Below are 18,081 nucleotides of genomic sequence, written 5' to 3'. Positions count from 1 at the left end.
TTATGCCGCTTCGGAGGCCATCATCTGGACGGCCGAATCTATGTCTACCGCAACGATACGCGAAACCCCCTGCTCTTGCATGGTGACGCCGATCAGTTGCTTGGCCATCTGCATCGCGATCTTGTTGTGCGAGATGAACAGGAACTGGGTCTGCTCGCTCATGTTGGCGACCAGGTTGGCGTAGCGCTCGGTGTTGGCGTCGTCCAGCGGCGCGTCCACCTCGTCCAGCAGGCAGAACGGCGCAGGGTTCAGCTTGAACAGCGCGAACACCAGCGCGGTGGCGGTCAACGCCTTTTCGCCGCCCGACAGCAGGTGGATGGTGCTGTTGCGCTTGCCCGGCGGCTGCGCCATCACCTGAACGCCGGCATCGAGAATTTCCTCGCCGGTCATGGTCAGCTTGGCTTCGCCGCCCCCGAACAGCTTGGGGAACAGTTCGCCGAAGTGGCCGTTGACGACGTTGAAGGTCTCTTGCAGCAGGTCGCGGGTTTCGCGGTCGATCTTGCGGATCGCGTCTTCCAGGGTCTCGATGGCGGTCATCAGGTCCTGGTGCTGGTCGTCCAGGAAGCCCTTGCGCTCGCGCGACGTGTTCAGCTCGTCCAGCGCGGCCAGGTTGACCGAGCCAAGCGACTCGATCTGGCGCGAAATGCGGGTGACTTCCGATTGCAGCCAGCTGGCGCGGCGCCATTCGTCCGGCTGGTTGGCCAAGTCCTGGGCCAGGGCCTCGCGGTCGACCTCGCGGGCGTTGAGCTGCTCGGTGAATTGTTCCTCGGCCAGGCGCGCGGCCTGTTCCTGCAGCTGCAATTCGGTGATGCGGGCGCGGCGCGGCTCGAGCGTGCGTTCCTGTTGCAGCCGGTCTTCGTCGGCGCCACGCAGCAGCGCCGCCAGGTTTTCCATTTCCTGGCGGGCGCGCGACAGCGCCTCTTCGCGCTCGGCGCGCACTTCCAGGGCGTCCTGCAGGCCGGCCTGGGAGGCCGAGGCGTCCAGGTCGACCAGGTCAGCCAGCAATTGTTCGAGTTCGACGCTGCCGCGCTGGCTCTGGTCGGCCGCCAGTTGCTGGTTGCGTTGCAGGTCGGTGATGCGGACCTGGATGCCGCGCTCGGCGAACTCGGCTTCCTGGGCGGCGCGCTCGAGTTCGCGCAGGCGGGCGCGGGCGGCCTCGGCCTGGGCGGCCAGGGTTTCGCCATCCATTTCGGCGTCGGCGAAACGGGACTGGTGTTCGGCCAGCTCCTCGTCGAGCGCCTCGAAGCGGGCCTCGGCCTCTTCGCGGGTGGCGCGCAGGTCTTCTTCGTGGGCCGCGATCTCTTCGAGATCCTGGCGCAAGCGCGCGGCGTGCTGGCCGGACTGCTCGGCCTGCTGCTGCAGGCGCGAGTGTTCCAGCTGGATGTCGTGCACCCGGCGGGTCACTTCGGCGACCCGCTGGCGCGCCGGCGCGATCGCCTGGCTCACCTGTTGCCAGGCCACTTCGGCGCGGGCGACAGCGGCGCGGGCCTGGTCGGCGATCAGTTGTTGCGCCTTGATCTCGCGTTGCAGGTTTTCGATCTCCTGCTGGCGCGCCAGCAGGCCGGCCTGTTCGGAATCCGGGGCGTAGAAGCGCACGCTGTGCGCATCCACCAGGTGGCCGGCCTTGACCACGCAGGCGGCGCCGGCCGGCAGCGTGGCGCGGGTCGCCAGGGCCTGGGCCAGGTCGGTGGCGGTATAGATGCCGGCCAGCCAGTCATTGAGCAGCGTGCGCAGATCGGGATCGGTGATGCGCAGCAGGCTGGCCAGCGGCGTCAGGCCCGCGGGCGCCGCCGGGGCGGGCGCCGCGGGGGGCAATTGGTAGAAGGCCAGGCGGGCGGGCGGCGCGTCGTCGGAAAAGGCGCGGGCCCAGTCCAGGCTGCGCACTTCAAGGGAGGCCATGCGTTCACGCAGGGCGGCTTCCAGGGCGGTTTCCCAGCCCGGTTCGATGTGCAGCTTCTGCCACAGGCGCGACAGGCCGGCCAGCTCGTGCTTGGCCAGCCAGGGTTCCAGGGCGCCCTGCTTCTGCACGTCTTCCTGCAGCTTCACCAGGGCCGACAGGCGGGCTTCCAGGCGGGCCAGGTTCTGCGCATCGGTCTGGGCGGCGGCCTGGGCGCGGCTGCGCTCGGCGTCGGCGTCCGGCACCTTGCCTTCCAGGGTGGCCAGTTCCGCCTGGGCCTCCTCGAGCTGTTCCTCGCCGGCGACGCGATCGCCGGCCAGTTGCTCCAGGCGCACCGGGTCGGGGCTGTGCAATTCGCGCAGTTCCTGCTGCAGACGCTCGCGGCGCTGCTCCAGGGCCTGCATCTGGCGGTCGGCATCGCGCTGGGTCTGCGCCACCAGGGCCAGGTTCTGTTCCACGCGGGCCAGGGCGGCGCGCATCTCGTCGCGGCCGGAGGCGGCTTCGCGCACGCGCTGCTCGACCGACGGCAGCGCGGCCTGGGCGTCCTCGGCGGCGGCGCGCGCCTCTTCGGTGCGGGCGGCGCCGGCGGCCAGGTCTTCTTCGGCCTGGGCGATCTGCTCGGCGCAGTGCTCGCGCTGGCTGTTCCATTCGGCGATCTGCTGCTGCAGCTGGTCGCGCCGCGCCTGCAGGCGGTTGCGGGAATCCACCACGTGGCGGATCTCGGCCTCGAGGCGGCTGACCTGGGCGTTGGCCTCGTACAGCGCGCCCTGGGCAGTGTGGACCGCGTCGCTGGCGGCGTAATGGGCCTGGCGCCGGGATTCGAGCGCGGCCTCGCCGGCGCGCAGGCCGGCGATGGCGGCTTCCAGCTCGTTCTGGGCCTGGGCCATTTCCTGGGCTTTCTTGGCGCGCTCTTCGCGCGCGCCGGTTTCCTTCAGGAACCACAGCGCATGCTGTTTCTTTTCGCCGTCGGCCTGCAGTTCGCGGTAGCGGGTGGCGACCTCGGCCTGGGCTTCCAGCTTTTCCAGCTGGCTGTTCAGTTCGCGCAGGATGTCTTCGACGCGGGTCAGGTTCTCGCGCGTGTCGGACAGGCGGTTTTCGGTCTCGCGGCGGCGCTCCTTGTAGCGCGACACGCCGGCGGCTTCTTCCAGGAACACCCGCAGTTCCTCGGGGCGCGCCTCGATCAGGCGGTTGATCATGCCCTGGCCGATGATGGCGTAGCCGCGCGCGCCCAGGCCCGTGCCCAGGAAGATGTCGTGGATGTCGCGGCGGCGGACCTGCTGGTTGTTGACGAAGTAGCTGCTGGTGCCGTCGCGCGTCAGCACGCGGCGCACGGCGATTTCGGCGTAGGTGCTCCATTGCCCGGCGGCGCGGCCTTCGCTGTTGTCGAACACCATTTCGACCGAGGCCCGGGCCGCCGGCTTGCGGTTGCCCGAGCCGTTGAAGATGACGTCCTGCATGGACTCGCCGCGCAGTTCCGAGGCCTTGGCCTCGCCCAGCACCCAGCGCACCGCATCGATGATGTTCGATTTGCCGCAGCCATTGGGGCCCACCACGCCCACCAGCTGGCTGGGCACGGGAATCACGGTGGGATCGACGAAGGACTTGAAGCCGGCGAGTTTGAGCTGAGTAAGACGCACAGTACGATGACGACGGGGTGGGTTGAACGAAAGGCGTTAACGGACCTGCCGCACACATTGCAAACCGGCCCCTGGGGGGCCGGCTCGCGGATGGGTCGTATGATACCGCAGGCAGTCTGTCCCCAAACGTGAACAACGGTCAAGCCGGGGACTGCCCTCCCCCATGCCGCGCGCCGCCTGACCTGCCGCAACCCACGGGCAAACGCTGAATAGCCCTACCCGCGCCACGGGCTATACTCGCTGACACTTTTTCGCAAGACGCATAATTTTCACGCAGACCGACCGGGCTCAGGTCAAAGTACGGGGACATTCTTGAAACGAGGTTTCTATCTGGTCATGGCCGCGCAGGCCTTCTCGTCATTGGCGGACAACGCGCTATTCATTGCCGCGATCGCCCTGATACAGGAACTGCACGGCCCGGACTGGCTGGCCCCGATCATGAAATGGTCCTTCGCACTGGCCTATGTGGTGCTGGCAGCCTTCGTCGGCGCCATCGCCGACTCCTATCCGAAGGGCCGCGTGATGTTCTCCACCAACGCCCTGAAGGTGGCCGGCTGTCTGCTCATGTTCTCGTACGCCAGCATCGGCGTCGCCCCTGAATACCAGACCTACCTGGTCTGCGCCGCCTACGGTGTGGTGGGCATCGGCGCGGCGGCCTACTCCCCCGCCAAGTACGGCATCGTCACCGAAATGCTGCCCCCCACCATGCTGGTCAAGGGCAACAGCTGGATCGAAGGCCTTACCGTCTTCTCCATCATCCTGGGCACGGTACTGGGCGGCCTGCTGATCTCGACCACGGTATCGACCGCGCTGCTGCAACATTCCTTCATCGGCAAGCTGGTCCACACGCCGGCCGAGGCAGCCATCCTGGTCATCGCCTTCGTCTACCTGCTGGCGGCGCTGTGCAATTTGCTGATCCCGCCGACCCACGTGCGCTATCCGCCGCAGCAGAAGAACCCGGTCAAGCTGATGCGCACCTTCTGGGGCTACGTCCGCGTGCTCTGGAAGGACAAGCTGGGGCAGATTTCCCTGGCCGTCACCACCCTGTTCTGGGGCGCCGGCGCGACGCTGCAACTGATCGTCATCGAATGGGGCCGCAGCCACCTGGGCTACCAGCTGGACAAGGCCTCGATGCTGATGGGCGTGGCCGCCCTGGGCACGGTGGTGGGTTCGATCCTGGCCGGCCGCATTCCGCTGCGGCGCGCCCTGGCGGTGCTGCCGGTGGGCGCGGCCATGGGGCTGGTGGTGCTGCTGATGCCGTTGGTCTATTCGCCCTGGAGCGTCTACCTGCTGCTGCTGATCACCGGCGGACTGGCGGGCTTTTTCGTGGTGCCCATGAACGCCCTGCTGCAGCACCGCGGCCACGTGCTGCTGTCGGCCGGCCATTCGATCGCGGTGCAGAACTTCAACGAGCAGCTCAACATCCTGCTGATGGTGGCCATGTACACCCTGCTGCTGTGGCTGCAACTGCCGATCAACATCATCATCGTGATCTTCGGCACCGTGGTGGCCGTGCTGATGGTGGTGTTCATGCGCTGGAGCCGGCGCAACCTGGCGGCCAACCCCGAGCTGCATGACCAGATCGGCCAGGAAGGCCACGGCCACGCGCTCGACCCGCACGCGCGCTGATCATCATCGCGGCGGGCTGCCCTTGTGGCGCCCGCTCATTGGCGGTCTTGCCGGCCGGCCAGGCCCGGCCTAGAGTTGCCGGGCCGCCAGTTTCAGGTCTTGCCAGGCGCGCGCCTTCTCGGCCGGACTGCGCAGCAGATAGGCCGGGTGATAGCTCACGATCACCGGGATCTCGCGCCCCTCTTCCGTCTTCATCTGGTGCACGCGGCCGCGCAGGCTGCCGATGGTCGCGTCCGTGCCCAGCAGCGTCTGGGCCGCGAACCGGCCCAGCACCAGGATGCGCTCGGGCTTGAGCAGCGCGATCTGGCGCATCAGGTAAGGGCTGCAAGCCGCGATTTCCTCGGGCTTGGGATTGCGGTTGCCCGGGGGCCGGCACTTGATCACGTTGGCGATGAATACATCGCGCTCGCGGCTCATGCCCACCGCCGACAACATCGAGTCCAGCAATTGCCCGGAACGGCCGACGAAAGGCTGGCCTTGGCGGTCTTCCTGTTCGCCGGGCGCCTCGCCCACCACCAGCCAGCGCGTGGGCTGGCCGCCGTGGCCGAACACCGCATGGCGCCGCCCGCTGCACAGGCCGCAGGCGGTGCAGGCCACTACCTGTTCGCGCAATTCGTCCAGGTTGGCGTTCTTGACCGCTTCGGCCACCGGAATCGGCGCCGGGGCGGCGTCGGCCGCGACCTCGGGCTTGGGCGCCGGCTTGGGCGGCGGGCCATTGCGCAGGCCCGGGCCGGGCCCGGCGGGACGCGCGGCGACGGGCGATGCCACGGCCGTCGGCGCTGGCGCGGCGTCGCGGACCGGTGCCGGCGGCGCGCCGCCCGGCGTCGCCATTGCCGGCGAATCCTGTTTGGAAACAACGGCCTGGGCCTCGGACGCGACCGCGGGCCGCGGCGCCGGGCGCAGCCACAGGCGCTCCATGCCCAGCTCGCGCAGCCACAGGCGCTGCAGCGGATTGACGCGGGGCGCGGCCGCCGACTGCGTGGGGTTCGGGGCCGTCACGCCGTCGCTCCCTTGGGCCTGTCCAGGCGCTTCTGCATCACCAGGGCATCCTCGCGTCCGCCCTTTTCGGCCGGATAGTAGCCACGCCGCAGGCCGATCTGCAGGTAGCCGCGGGCCTTGTAGAACTCGACCGCCGCGGTATTGGATGGGCGCACTTCGAGCAGCACGCCGTCCAGGCTGCGCTCGCGCGCCTGCTGTTCGCACCAGTCGAGCAGGACGCTGCCCAGCCCCTGGCGGTGCAGGCTGCGCGCCACCGCGATCACCAGCAGATGGGCCACGTCGGGCGCAAACATCAGGATACAGAAACCGGCCACGCGGCCATCACGGCGCAATGTCCAGGCGCCATAGCCGGCCGCCAGCGCGTCGGCGAAATTGCCGCGGGTCCAGGGAAACGACTGGACATTGGCCTCCAGGGCCACCACCTCGTCCAGGTCGGCGTCGGTCAGCGGCTGGGGAGATGCCGGCGCCAGCGTGGATTGCGCCTTGGGGTTGCCGCCCTCGCCCCGCAGGCGTTCCGCGGTGGTGAAAGCCACTTTGTCTCGGACGTAGAGCGGCGCGGCCTGCTCCGGCGCGACGGCCTCGCCCCGCGACCAGGCCTGGCGCGCCAGGCGGGCGACGCTGGCGGCCTCGGGCCGCTGCGCCTCGCCGGCGCGCCGCCATCCGGCCGGTATCGACATGTCCGCGGCGTAGGCATCCCAGGCATCGCCCGCCAGCAGGGGCTGCAGCGCCCGGCCAGCGGCGCGGGACCACGCGGGCAGGTGGTGCGCCGTCCAGGGCACGACCTCGGCCGCCGCGATCAGCAAGGGGGCCTGCAGGGTTTCCCAGACGGACTCTCCATCGGCACCGGCAACCGGGCGATAGACCGCCAGGTAGACTTCATTCATGCGGGCGTCCAGCGCCACCACGATGGCGTCGTCCGGCACGCCGCCCGCCTGGGCGGCCACGGCCTGGTGCGACACCACCGGCAATACCGGGATTCCCAGCCCCATGGCCATGCCCTGGGCCACGCCGCAGGCCACGCGCAGCCCGGTAAAGCCGCCCGGCCCCTGGCCGAACGCCACCGCCTGCAGGGCGCCGGGCGCCAGGCCGGCCTCGGCCAGCAGTTCGTTGGCCATGGGCAAAAGGCGTTCCGCGTGCTCCTGGGAGCCCTCGTGTTCGCGAACGGCGACCTCCAGCCGCCCGTCGAAGGCGCGCAAAAGGGCCACGCCGCAGCGCGACGAAGAGGTTTCCAGAGCCAGCAGGTTTAGTTCCATAGATGCAGATTGTACGAAATACCGGGGGCTTGCCCCCGTATGTAAGGGGGATTTCAACCATGGTTCGCAATGTGTAATATCTTGTGAACGCCCACTAGCCGCTGGTTCTTGTCACTGTTACATTTCCGGCCATGAATACGCAAAACACCACCCCCACCCGAAAAATCCTCGTCGTCGACGATGATCCGCGCTTGCGCGATCTGCTGCGCCGGTATCTGTCCGAGCAGGGATTCAACGTTTTCGTTGCCGAAGACGCCAAAGAGATGGGCAAACTCTGGCAACGCGAGCACTTCGACCTGCTCGTGCTGGATCTGATGCTGCCCGGCGAGGATGGCCTGTCCATCTGTCGCCGGCTGCGCGGTGGCCACGACAACACCCCCATCATCATGCTGACGGCCAAGGCGGAAGAAATCGACCGCATCGTCGGCCTGGAGATGGGCGCGGACGACTACCTGTCCAAACCGTTCAACCCTCGCGAACTGCTGGCCCGGATCAACGCGATCCTGCGCCGCCGCGGCACCGAGGAACATCCCGGCGCTCCCAGCCAGGAAAACGAATCCATCGCCTTCGGCCCCTACGTGCTGAACCTGTCGACCCGCACGCTCACGCGCAACGGCGAACAGGTGCCCATCACCACCGGCGAATTCTCGGTGCTCAAGGTGTTTGCCCGCCACCCGAAGATTCCGCTGTCGCGCGACAAGCTCATGGAACTGGCCCGCGGCCGCGAATACGAAGCCTTCGACCGCAGCCTCGACGTGCAGATCTCGCGCCTGCGCAAGCTGATCGAGCCGAACCCGTCCAAGCCCGTATTCATCCAGACCGTCTGGGGTCTCGGATACGTGTTTGTGCCGGACGGTGGCAGTTGATCGACACGCCCGCCCCGGGCAGGAGCGCAGCCTCGTGCCCCGCTTGCGCAAAACCTTCAGGAACCTGACTTCACGTCTGCGGCTCGGCTTGTTCGGCCGCACGTTCCTGTTGCTGGCCGCGCTCATGCTGGTCAGCCTGGGGGCGTGGCTACAAGTCTTCTTCAGCATGGAGCTGGGACCGCGCGCCAATCAAATGGCGCAGCGGGTGATCACGGCCGTCAATATCACGCGCACCGCGCTGATCTATTCGCACAACGGCGAACGCAGCAAGCTCCTGCTCGACCTGGCCACCAATGAAGGCATCCAGGTCTATCCGCGCGAGGTCACCGACTTCGCCGAAGCCCTTCCCGACGACGATTACTGGCAGCGCGTGGCGCAGCACATCCGCACGCGCTTCGGCCCCGAGACCCAGATCGCCTGGGGCGTGAACCAGGTGCCGGGCTTCTGGGTCAGTTTCCAGATCGAGAAAGACCTATATTGGCTGGTGTTCGAACGCGAGCAAATCGGGCTGACGGGCGGCATCGAATGGCTGGGATGGGGCGCCACGGCGCTGTTGCTGTCCCTGGTGGGCGCGGCGGTCAGCGTCGGCTTCGTCAACCGGCCACTGTCGCGGCTGGCGCGCGCGGCGCAGGTGCTGTCGCGTGGCGAGACCCCGGCGCCCCTGCCCGAGCAGGGGCCGCTGGAAATCCGCGACCTGAACGCCTCGTTCAACCGCATGGCCAAGGACCTGCGGCAGGCCGAGGCCGACCGCGAGCTGATGCTGGCCGGCATTTCCCACGACCTGCGCACGCCGCTGGCGCGCATGCGCCTGGAAATCGAACTGAGCGGCGTGTCGGAAGACGCGCGCCAGGCCATCGACGAGGACCTGGGCCAGATCGACCACAGTATCGGCCAGCTGATGGAATACGCCCGTCCCGCCGGCACCCTGCCGCAACTGGCCACCGATATCTCGGCCGTGCTGGCCGAGCTGTACGAGCGTGAACGCAGCCACACGTCCTCGCTGGGCGGCGAACTGGACGCCACCCTCGAACCGGGCCTGCGCGCGCGCATCACCGCGCTGGACCTGAAACGCATCGTCAGCAACCTGATCGAGAACGCGCGCCGCTATGGCCGTTCGACCGACGGCATGGCCCATCTGGTCATGACACTGCAAGCTGAGGGCGGCATGATCGTCATCGAGGTGTCCGACCGCGGCCCCGGCATCGCCCCCGAAGACGTCGACCGCCTGCTGCGGCCGTTCTCGCGCGGCGAGGCCGCCCGCACCGGCGTCAGCGGCGCCGGCCTGGGCCTGGCCATCGTCGAACGCCTGCTCAAGCACGTGGGCGGCGCCCTGCGCATGCTGCCGCGCGAGGGTGGCGGCCTGACCGCCCGCATAGAGCTGCCCAAAGCGAAGTTTAGGAATTATCAATTAGACAACGATAATCCATAGCGTAGAATTTATGGTTTGAGGCACCGCCTTAATTCCACCAACAACTACTGGGAGTAAACATGAAAACTGTTGGCGACAAACTCGAGCCCTTCAAGGTTACCGGCGTCAAGCCCGGCTTCAACCAGCACGAAGAAAACGGCGTCTCGGCTTTCGAAGACATCACCGAAAGCTCGTTCCCCGGCAAGTGGAAGGTGATCTACTTCTACCCGAAGGACTTCACGTTCGTGTGCCCGACCGAAATCGTCGGCTTCAACAAGCTGGCCAAGGATTTCGAAGACCGCGACGCCGTCCTGCTGGGTGGCTCGAGCGACAACGAATTCGTCAAGCTGGCCTGGCGCCGTGAGCACCCGGACCTGAACAAGCTGGGTCACTACCAGTTCGGCGACACCACCGGCGCCCTGATCGACCAGCTGGGCGTGCGTGAAAAGGGTGCTGGCGTTGCCCTGCGCGCCACCTTCATCGTCGACCCGGACAACACGATCCAGCACGTTTCGGTGAACAACCTGAACGTCGGCCGTAACCCGGAAGAAGTGCTGCGTCTGCTCGACGGCCTGCAAACCGACGAGCTGTGCCCGTGCAACCGTACGGTTGGCGGCGCCACGTTGTAATTTCCAGCCCGGCCGGGACCTGCTCGCGGGTCCCTCGCCGGGCTTTAACTGCGCTAGATTATAGGTAAAAACTATGGAATTTCTGACGACCATTAAGGAACAGCTGCCGGATTGGGCCAAGGACATCCGCCTGAATCTGGACGCCGTGATCGCCCGCTCGACCCTGGCCCCGGAAGACGCCGTCGGCGCCGCCCTGTCGGCCGCCTACGCCGCGCGCAGCCCGGTGCTGATCGAAGCCTTCAAGAGCGGCCTGTCCGAAACCGACGCCAATGCCGCGCTGACCGCCTCGGCGCTCATGGGCATGAACAACACCTGGTACCCCTACGTCGAGATGAGCGGCGACGCCCAGCTCAAGAGCCTGCCGGCCCAGCTGCGCATGAATGCCTACGCCACCCATGGCGGCGTGGAAAAGAAGCGCTTCGAGCTGTTCGCGCTGGTGGCCTCCATCATCGGCAAGTGCCATTTCTGCGTCGGTTCGCACTACGAGAACCTGAAGCAGGACGGCCTGTCGACCGAGCAGTTGCGCGACGCCGGCCGCATCGCCGCGGTGGTCAACGCCGCCGCCCTGGCGCTGGCCGCGCAGGGCAAGTAAGCCCGCCTCCGCCACGCTGGCCCGCCCCGCCGCGCGCGGGCAATGAAAAGCCCGCCTGTTCGCACAGGCGGGCTTTCTTTATTTGCCGGAAGGCGCTTGCGCCGCCCCGCTGCCGCTATTGTCCCTGGGACTTGACGGGAGCCGTCGGCAGGCCGTTGGCGAGCCAGGCCTCCATGCCGCCGCGATACCAGTAGACCGGCCAACCCATCATGCCGGCGCGCAGCGCGGCGTTATAGGAGGAGCGGTCGTTCATGCCGGCGCCCACGATGATCAGCGGCACGTTGTGTTCTTTCTCGGTGCCCGTCTTCTTGTGCAGCCAGCCGTCAAAGGCTTCCTGCATCTGGTCCGTCACACTGCCGTCCGAACCCGCATCGCTCAGCGGGAAGGCGCCGGGAATGGTGTCGCGCAGGCCGCTGGTGTCGATCACCAGGAAGTTCTTGTTCTTTTCATCGGTCAACAGGGCCACCACGTCCTTGGTGGTGATCACCTTGGCGCGCGGATGGGAATTCGGCGTCGGGCCCTTGTAGGGCGCCGAGAACAGCAGGGTCGTCGGCGGCACGCCGCTATCCTGCAACTCGTCGAAACCGCCGTTGCCGGGCGCGCGCTGCGGCTGGCCGGCGGGCGGTTGCTGGCGCGGCTGCTGTTGCGGGGCCTGTTGCGGGGCTTGCTGCGGCGCCGCCCCGCCCTGCTTGGGCTCGCCACCGACCGTGCCCATCTCGATATCCGAGATCATCACCGCGATATTCTCGATCAGCTCGTAGCACATGGTGATGGAGCCTTCACGCGGGCTGTACCAGGCGTTGAGCTTGCCGCAATCCTTGAAGACCACGTTCACCGGCCGCGGCAACACGTAGGTCTGGCCCAGCAGCTTGATGTTGTTGGTGATGGCTTCGGACAAGTTGTTGGCGAACAGGTTGCCGATGCGGCGCGACGACGGCTCGAAGGTCACGTTCACCGGCGCGCCGGGGGCGTTCGCCGGCTGCTGGCCATCGGGCGACCACGTGCCGACGCGGGTATGCGGCGCCAGGATCCGGCGCCAGGCGCGGTTCTGCTTGGTGAATTCATCCGCGCAGCGCGCCTTGGTGCGGTCTTCGAAGCCGACCTGGTCGACCAGCGACGCGAACACGCCGGGGTTGCCGCCATACATGATGCACAGCATGTTGCGAAAGCGCTTGAGGTCGCCCGTGTGCTCGTCCTGCCAAGGCGAGTTGCCGGCGCCCTTGGCCTCGGCCAGCTTGCCGCTGTAGTACCACTGCAGGGCCGCGTACTTGGCCGCGCCCTGGGCCATGGCGTTGGTGTCCTTGTCGCTGGACGGGTACATGGTCGGCTCGACGATCTGCAGCGCCGAATAGATATCGACCGCGTCTTCCTCGGCGCCGGTCGAGGGCAGCTCCAGTTCGCCGATCAGCGCGTGGCCGAACTCATGCATGAAAATGCTGCGCATGATGCCGATGTACACCGCCACGATGCGCAGCGAGTCGCCGCCAAAGCGCGGATACGGGCCGGACCCCGGCAAGCCGCTGCTGGCGCCTGAATCCGGCGAGGCCTGCGGCGCGCGCGTCGGCTGCTGCTGCGGTTGCCCGCCGCCGCCCTGGCCGGTGTTGGCATTGACGTTCGTGTTGATGGCGAAGTCCGCGATCCCGAAGGTGCCGACCTCGTAAGCCATGATGCCGAGCTCGGAACCCAGCGCGGGTTCGTTCTCGATATCGCCGATCTTCTGGCCATTGACGATGAAGCGCGCCGCGCCCGGCACCTCGACCACCTTGATGCGATCGGAGCCGTCCAGCTTGGCCACATTGGGCACGTTGGCGATATCGCGGCGCTTGTCGCCGTCCAGACAGAACAGCAAGGTCTGCTTGGCGGCCGTGAGCTCGAGCAGGCACAGCCCCTTGCGCGAACGGTTGGTCAGCGCCAGGCCGATGGAAGCCTTGGGATTCTTCGAATTCAGGACCACGTTGACGTCGGTGATGCGGCCGCCTTCGGGCGGTTGCCCGACGTTCAGGTAGAGCGTCTGTTCGCTGCCGGCCGTGGCCTTGTTGCGCAGCGTGAACCAGCCATCCTCGACCCCTGCGGTCCAGCCTTGCAGCAACTGCGTGCGGACAGCGCCCGCGAGCGGGCCGAGCTGTTGCTCGAATTCTGCATGTGCAGGCGAACCAAAGGCGACGAGAGCCACGAATAAGGCAGCGCCACGTACATGCATCCTAGTGTCCCTATTATCCAGACGTTAAGTAGCGGCAGAATATTCCAGTTCAAATGCCCCGGCAAGACGAAAACACAGGGCGTTTTCGGCCTGAGCGCCCCAAACGACGCGGGATGCGCGCCAAACCGCAGCAGCCACGCGGTCCGCGCCCTTTTTTGCGGTTTGTTAATTTGTTGTGGACATGTATCCGTGCGAATAAAACAACGCCCGCGCACCGAGAAAATGGCGCGGTAAACACCGCGCCATCGATGCAAGCAGGGTATGGGACGGCGCTCAGGTCCGCGCCAGCAGCGCCACCACCGTCGCGGAGATGCCTTCCTTGCGCCCCAGGTATCCCAGGCCTTCGTTGGTCTTGGCCTTGATGTTGACCTCGGTTTCGGCCAGGCCGGTATCGGCGGCGATGTTGCCGACCATGGCGGGCGCATGCGGGCCGATCTTGGGCGCCTGGGCATGCACGGTGGCGTCGATGTTCACGGGCGTCCAGCCAGCCTGGCGCACGCGCGCCACGGCCTCGCGCAGCAACACGCGGCTATCCGCGCCCTTGAAGGCCGGATCGGTATCGGGGAAGTGGCGGCCGATGTCGCCCAGCCCGGCGGCGCCGAGCAGTGCGTCGGTGATGGCGTGCAGCAGCACGTCGGCATCGGAATGGCCCAGCAGGCCGTGGCTGTGCGGAATGGTCACGCCGCCGATGATCAGCGGGCGGCCTTCCACCAGCGCATGCACGTCAAACCCCTGGCCAACGCGGAAGGGAATACTCATAGCCATTTTTCCATCAGTTCGAAATCGTCCGGCCAGGTCACCTTGAAATTGCGCATGGCGCCGGGCACCAGCAGGGGCGCATAGCCCGCGGCCTCGATCGCCGAGGCCTCGTCGGTGACGGCAACGCCGTTCACCGCGGCCGCCGTCAGCGCATCGCGCAGCACGCCGGCGCGGAACATCTGCGGCGTCTGCGCCAGCCACAGGCCGTTGCGGTCCAGCGTGCGCTCGATCCGCTCGTGGCCGGCCTTGACGGTATCGGCCACGGGCAGCGCCAGCAGCCCGCCCACCGCATCCGCGAGGCAGGCGTCGATCAGGCGCGCCAGGGCCGGCGCCGGCAGGCCGGGGCGGGCCGCGTCATGCACCAGCACCCACGTGTCATCGGCCACGCCGCTCTCGGCCAGGGCGCCGGCCACCGTATCGGCGCGCGTCGCGCCGCCGCAGGCGCGCCAGACGGTGCGCGGCAGGCCAGCCAGCGCGTGGTCGACCCAGCCATCGCCGGGCGTCACCGCCACGCGCACCTGCGACACGCGCTCGTCGGCCAGCAGCGCCGCAACGGCATGGCGCAGCATGGGCTGTCCGGCCAACGGACGGTATTGCTTGGGCACGCTCTCGACGCCGGGGTGGCTGGCGCGGGCGCCGACGCCGGCGGCGGGAACGATTGCGATGATTGAGTCAGACATGGTGCGGTGATTTTATAATCTTCCGCTTGATGCCTGCTCCCAGCCTGATGCCCGCTCCCACCTCCTCCGCCACGGCAGCGCCGCCCGTCCCCGCGACCGCCCCCACTCTCGCCGCGCTCAAGCCCGGCACGCGCTATGCGCAACCCCGGCCTCCCGGCTCGGGCGATGCCTGGCTGCTGGCCGACCTGGCCCGGCAGGCCGGCGCGCCGCTGGTGGTGCTGACCGCGGAGCCGCTGGAAGCCCAGCGCCTGGCCGAGGAAATCGCGCTGTTCGCGCCCGGCCTGCGGGTGCGCCAGCTGCCCGACTGGGAAACCCTGCCGTACGACGCCTTCTCGCCGCACCAGGACCTGATCTCCGAGCGCCTGCATACCCTGCATTCGCTGATGATGAAGACGGTGGACGTGCTCACGGTGCCGGTCACCACCGCGCTGTACCGGCTGGCGCCGCCGTCCTTCCTGGCAGCCTACACCTTCTCTTTCAAGCAGAAGGACAAGCTCAACGAAGCAGCGCTGCGCGCGCAGCTGACGCTGGCCAACTACAACCACGTCACCCAGGTCACCGCGCCCGGCGAGTTCTGTCTGCGCGGCGGCCTGATCGACCTGTTCCCGATGGGATCGGCGCTGCCCTACCGGCTTGACCTGTTCGACGACGAGATCGAGACCATCCGCAGCTTCGACGTCGACACCCAGCGCAGCCTGTATCCGGTGCGCGAGGTGCAACTGCTGCCGGGGCGCGAATTTCCCATGGACGAGGAATCGCGCAACCGCTTCCGCGCGCGTTTCCGCGAAGTGTTCGAAGGCGATCCCTCGCGCGCCCTGCCCTACAAGGACATCGGCAACGGCATCCCCTTCGCCGGGGTCGAGTACTACCTGCCGCTGTTCTTCGACGAGACGGCCACGCTGTTCGACTACCTGGCCGAAGGCACGCTCACCGTCACGGTCGGCGACATCGACGACGCCATGATGCGCTTCAGCCAGGACACCGGCAGCCGCTATGGCTTCCTGAAAAGCGACCGCGAACGGCCGGTGCTGCCGCCGTCCGCGCTGTTCCTGGACGAGCAGGCGCTGTACGCCCGCCTGAAGGATTTCCGCCGCCTGGCGCTGGGCGCCGGCCAGCCGCATCCCGACTTCCGCGCCGCGCCCGACGTCAGCGTCGCGCGCCGCGCCGAAGATCCGATCGCCAAACTGCGCGCGCTGGTGGGGCGGCACGATGGCCGCGTGCTGCTGTGCGCCGATTCGGCGGGCCGGCGCGAGACGCTGGTGCAGATGCTGAACGAGTTCGGCGTCACGCCCGACGCGCAACCCGAGACCATCGAGGCTTTTCTCGCGTCCGACGCCCATTTCGGCATCGTCGCCGCGCCCCTGGCCACCGGCTTCGAGCTGCCGCAGGCCGGGCTGGCGTTCCTGACCGAAAACGACCTGTATCCCGGCGTCGCCGCCACCGGCCGGCGCGGCAAGCGCGACCAGGAACGCGCCAGCAACGTCGAAGCGATGGTGCGCGACCTGTCCGAACTGCGCGCCGGCGACCCGGTGGTGCACGCGCAGCACGGCATCGGCCGCTACCACGGCCTGGTCAACATGGACATGGGCGAAGGCGAGATGGAGTTCCTGCATCTCGAATACGCCAACGGCAGCACGCTGTACGTGCCGGTGTCGCAGTTGCACGTGATCGCCCGCTACAGCGGCGCCGATCCGGAAGCCGCGCCGCTGCACCAGCTCGGCTCGGGCCAGTGGGACAAGGCGCGCCGCAAGGCGGCCAAGCAGGTGCGCGACACCGCCGCCGAGCTGCTGGCGCTGTACGCCCAGCGCGCCGCGCGCGAGGGCTTCGCCTTCAACCTGCCGCTGAACGACTACCAGGCCTTCGCCGAAGGCTTCGGCTTCGAGGAAACGGCCGACCAGGCCGCCGCCATCGAGGCCGTGATCGCCGACATGACCTCGGGCCGGCCGATGGACCGCCTGGTGTGCGGCGACGTCGGCTTCGGCAAGACCGAGGTGGCGCTGCGCGCCGCGTTCCTGGCGGTGGCCAACGGCAAGCAGGTCGCCCTGCTCTGCCCCACCACCCTGCTGGCCGAACAGCACGCGCAGACCTTCTCCGACCGCTTCGCCGACTGGCCGGTGCGGGTGGTGGAGCTGTCGCGCTTCCGCTCGGCCAAGGAAGTATCGGCCGCCATCGAGGGCATCAACGACGGCCGCGTCGACATCGTCATCGGCACCCACAAGATCCTGTCCAAGGACGTGAAGTTCAAGCGCCTCGGGCTGGTCATCATCGACGAGGAACACCGCTTCGGCGTGCGCCAGAAGGAAGCGCTCAAGGCGCTGCGCGCCGAGGTCGACGTGCTCACCCTGACCGCCACGCCCATTCCGCGCACGCTCGGCATGTCGCTCGAAGGCATCCGCGACTTCTCGGTCATCGCCACCGCGCCGCAAAAGCGGCTGGCCATCAAGACCTTCGTGCGGCGCGAGGACGGCAGCACGCTGCGCGAGGCGCTGCTGCGCGAGCTCAAGCGCGGCGGCCAGTGCTACTTCCTGCACAACGAGGTCGAGACCATCCACAACCGCCGCGCGCGCCTCGAAGAGCTGGTGCCCGAAGCCCGCATCGCGGTGGCCCACGGCCAGATGCCCGAGCGCGACCTGGAACAGGTGATGAAGGGCTTCTACCAGCAGCGCTACAACGTGCTGCTGTGCACCACCATCATCGAGACCGGCATCGACGTGCCCAGCGCCAACACCATCGTGATCCACCGCGCCGACCGCTTCGGCCTGGCGCAGTTGCACCAGCTGCGCGGCCGCGTCGGCCGCTCGCACCACCAGGCCTACGCCTACCTGCTGACACCGGGCGAGGACGCCATCACCAGCAACGCCAAGAAGCGGCTGGAGGCGATCCAGGCCATGGAGGAACTGGGTTCGGGCTTCTACCTGGCCATGCACGACCTGGAGATCCGCGGCACCGGCGAAGTGCTGGGCGATTCGCAGTCGGGCAACATCCAGGAAGTCGGCTTCTCGATGTACAACGAGATGCTCAACGAAGCGGTGCGCGCCCTGCGCGCCGGCGAAGAGCCGGACCTGGACGCGCCCTTCAACCTGGCCTGCGAGGTCAACCTGCACGCGCCGGCGCTGCTGCCGTCCGACTACTGCGCCGACGTGCACGCGCGCCTGAGCGTCTACAAGCGCCTGGCCCACGCCGCCGACGAGGACGACCTGATCCAGATCCAGGAAGAACTGATCGACCGCTTCGGCAAGCTGCCCGAAGCGGCGCAGACGCTGCTGACCACGCACCGCCTGCGCCTGGCCGCGCAACCGCTGGGCATCGTCAAGATCGACGCCAGCGAAACCCAGGCGCTGCTGCAGTTCGGCCCCAAGACCAGCGTCGATCCGGCGAAAATCATCGAGCTGGTGCAGCGGCAACGCCACATCAAACTCGCCGGACAGGATAAATTGCGGGTTGAGATCAAGGCCGCGCAGATCCCGGCTCGCGCCGATGCCGTGCGCGCCGTGCTGCGCGCCTTGAAGTAACCCGCCCCGACCTTCGCATT

Annotated in this window: 12 protein-coding genes; 6 read left to right on the top strand and 6 right to left on the bottom strand. The window is 67.8% G+C overall.

What is annotated here, in order from left to right; all coding sequences use genetic code 11:
• On the bottom strand, nt 1–3,534 hold the full coding sequence (smc, locus tag ACUTAG_RS22300; RefSeq protein ID WP_020924729.1) for a chromosome segregation protein SMC: 3,534 nt from the start codon (nt 3,532–3,534) through the stop codon (nt 1–3).
• A 312-nt stretch (nt 3,535–3,846) separates the two neighbouring features.
• Between smc and lplT the strand changes: the two genes are divergently transcribed.
• The gene (lplT, locus tag ACUTAG_RS22295) at nt 3,847–5,163 is read left to right on the top strand and encodes a lysophospholipid transporter LplT (protein ID WP_054484616.1); all 1,317 of its coding nucleotides are present in this window, start codon (nt 3,847–3,849) and stop codon (nt 5,161–5,163) included.
• A gap of 69 nt (nt 5,164–5,232) precedes the next feature.
• On the opposite strand, the gene ACUTAG_RS22290 is transcribed toward lplT, so the two are convergent.
• A complete protein-coding gene (locus ACUTAG_RS22290; protein ID WP_241122290.1) occupies nt 5,233–6,162 on the bottom strand; it encodes a uracil-DNA glycosylase in 930 nt (309 codons plus the stop codon).
• Complete coding sequence (tsaB, locus tag ACUTAG_RS22285) at nt 6,159–7,415, bottom strand: tRNA (adenosine(37)-N6)-threonylcarbamoyltransferase complex dimerization subunit type 1 TsaB (protein ID WP_446650346.1); 1,257 nt, start codon at nt 7,413–7,415, stop codon at nt 6,159–6,161. The genes ACUTAG_RS22290 and tsaB overlap by 4 nt, the downstream gene beginning before the upstream one ends.
• A gap of 131 nt (nt 7,416–7,546) precedes the next feature.
• On the opposite strand from tsaB, the gene risA reads away from it, so the two are divergent.
• From risA to ACUTAG_RS22265, 4 genes are all read left to right on the top strand, one after another.
• On the top strand, nt 7,547–8,281 hold the full coding sequence (gene risA / locus ACUTAG_RS22280; RefSeq protein WP_003813882.1) for a response regulator transcription factor RisA: 735 nt from the start codon (nt 7,547–7,549) through the stop codon (nt 8,279–8,281).
• Between the two features lie 34 nt (nt 8,282–8,315).
• Entirely contained in the window at nt 8,316–9,710 is a 1,395-nt protein-coding gene (gene risS / locus ACUTAG_RS22275) for a sensor histidine kinase RisS (protein ID WP_006389232.1), read from the top strand.
• Between the two features lie 59 nt (nt 9,711–9,769).
• On the top strand, nt 9,770–10,318 hold the full coding sequence (locus tag ACUTAG_RS22270; RefSeq protein ID WP_006389231.1) for a peroxiredoxin: 549 nt from the start codon (nt 9,770–9,772) through the stop codon (nt 10,316–10,318).
• Nucleotides 10,319–10,391: 73 nt separating this feature from the next.
• The gene (locus ACUTAG_RS22265) at nt 10,392–10,910 is read left to right on the top strand and encodes a carboxymuconolactone decarboxylase family protein (protein ID WP_006389230.1); all 519 of its coding nucleotides are present in this window, start codon (nt 10,392–10,394) and stop codon (nt 10,908–10,910) included.
• A 115-nt stretch (nt 10,911–11,025) separates the two neighbouring features.
• Here ACUTAG_RS22265 and ACUTAG_RS22260 read toward each other — a convergent pair whose 3' ends face one another.
• From ACUTAG_RS22260 to ispD, 3 genes are all read right to left on the bottom strand, one after another.
• Nucleotides 11,026–13,083 carry a DUF4344 domain-containing metallopeptidase gene (locus ACUTAG_RS22260; RefSeq protein ID WP_227740054.1) on the bottom strand — a complete coding sequence of 686 codons (2,058 nt, stop codon included), beginning with the start codon at nt 13,081–13,083 and terminating at the stop codon, nt 11,026–11,028.
• A 300-nt stretch (nt 13,084–13,383) separates the two neighbouring features.
• Nucleotides 13,384–13,869 carry a 2-C-methyl-D-erythritol 2,4-cyclodiphosphate synthase gene (ispF, locus tag ACUTAG_RS22255; RefSeq protein WP_006389228.1) on the bottom strand — a complete coding sequence of 162 codons (486 nt, stop codon included), beginning with the start codon at nt 13,867–13,869 and terminating at the stop codon, nt 13,384–13,386.
• Nucleotides 13,866–14,549, bottom strand: coding sequence for a 2-C-methyl-D-erythritol 4-phosphate cytidylyltransferase (gene ispD / locus ACUTAG_RS22250; RefSeq protein WP_026382600.1), 684 nt, complete (start codon nt 14,547–14,549; stop codon nt 13,866–13,868). The genes ispF and ispD overlap by 4 nt, the downstream gene beginning before the upstream one ends.
• Nucleotides 14,550–14,578: 29 nt before the next feature.
• On the opposite strand from ispD, the gene mfd reads away from it, so the two are divergent.
• Nucleotides 14,579–18,061 carry a transcription-repair coupling factor gene (gene mfd / locus ACUTAG_RS22245; protein ID WP_006389226.1) on the top strand — a complete coding sequence of 1,161 codons (3,483 nt, stop codon included), beginning with the start codon at nt 14,579–14,581 and terminating at the stop codon, nt 18,059–18,061.
• Nucleotides 18,062–18,081: the final 20 nt, after the last annotated feature.

It is taken from the genome of Achromobacter sp. CSND-B12 (assembly GCF_052906545.1).
The sequence above is the reverse complement of the archived record's forward strand: the minus strand, read 5'-3'. Positions and strand labels throughout refer to the sequence as shown.